The sequence below is a fragment of the Megasphaera cerevisiae DSM 20462 genome (genome assembly GCF_001045675.1).
GTDB classification, from domain to species: domain Bacteria; phylum Bacillota; class Negativicutes; order Veillonellales; family Megasphaeraceae; genus Megasphaera; species Megasphaera cerevisiae.
Genome location: NZ_LEKT01000125.1, coordinates 1 through 1,131, shown reverse-complemented (window position 1 = coordinate 1,131; position 1,131 = coordinate 1). Strand labels below are relative to the sequence as shown.

Annotated in this window: 1 protein-coding gene and 1 pseudogene; one reads left to right on the top strand and one right to left on the bottom strand. The window is 40.8% G+C overall.

The window, feature by feature from the left end; translation table 11 throughout:
- A pseudogene (locus AB840_RS16960) lies at positions 1–178 on the bottom strand (IS256 family transposase); the annotation flags it as partial.
- Between the two features lie 244 nt (positions 179–422).
- Here AB840_RS16960 and AB840_RS15315 point away from each other — a divergent pair.
- Positions 423–923, top strand: coding sequence for an MFS transporter (locus AB840_RS15315; RefSeq protein WP_082146016.1), 501 nt, complete (start codon positions 423–425; stop codon positions 921–923).
- Positions 924–1,131 lie beyond the last annotated feature (208 nt).

The window sequence follows — 1,131 nt, the reverse complement described above, 5'->3', positions numbered from 1 at the left end:
ATCGGTATCCCTGGCGTTCCTTGTTCCGTTCTGATTTCTCGGCACAAAGCTTACTTTCTACTTCAACTTCCATGAGACGTTCACAGAGCCATTTGAGCATAGATTGCATCGGATCTTCCTCTGATATAAATTTCATTAGCATTTTTTCAAAAGATACGGTAGAATTTAGGTGAGCCATCATTTGTTCACTCCTTATTGGTTTGCTCGCTACTTACCTTTTCGGAGTTTTGATGGCTTTTTCCTTTTTTTACTTTTGCAAACTTAATTGTACTCTATCTGAGATCGTTTTCGTAATGGATTTGTAACTGTGCCGTAACTCTGTCTTGTTATAATTAAAACAATAATCATGATGTTGATTTGATGAAAACACGTCTGGATTTGGATCTCTGGCAGGATGCAACATTTGAGAGGAGGGCTTTTCTATGTCAGACACAACGGTTGTATTAAGTAAAAGAGCTAATTTTATTGAACTGGTCATGTTTTTTACCTATGCTTTTTTTGCTGTAAGCTGGATTGCCGGAAGTACGTTGACTCCGCAGATCATGAAATATTTTCAATTGGATTCTTTTTTGTCGGCGACACTTATTTCCAATTCTGTTACTGCTGCTAAAATCATCGGGAACTTTTGTGCTGCAGGTATTTTAACTCGATTATTGCCAAAAAAAGCGATTGGACTGGGGTCTTTATTAATTCTAGCGGGCAGTATTATGGCTATTTTAGCGCCTCAATATTGGGGATTTGTGATAGGCCGGTTTATTATGGGCTTTGGTGGAGCCGTATATGTTGTGTATTTCAGCCCGGTTGTCATTCATTATTTTAGTCCGGAAACGCGGCCTACGGTCAATGCATTAAATAGTGTAGCGTACAATGTGGGCGGTATGCTGGTATGTGTCAAGAAGTTCTCGGTGAATGTATTGACCTAGATAATAGCTAGCCTCATCGACATCGTTTTTTTATAAAAATGCAGGCGTTGAGAAACTGTTAGCTAACTTCCCTATGGCACTGCTGGACGGGCCATTATTGCAAATGCGTCCGTGATGAATCCCTACATGCGTTTGAAAGGGAATCTTCCGCATGACTCGTCTCATCGTCCCACGGAAAGTGCGGCTGACTGGAGCGGTAAACCCCTTG

Excerpts from the sequence above, each read along its gene's own strand:
- AB840_RS15315 (WP_082146016.1), top strand. The coding sequence starts at position 423 with ATGTCAGACACAACGGTTGTATTAAGTAAAAGAGCTAATTTTATTGAA.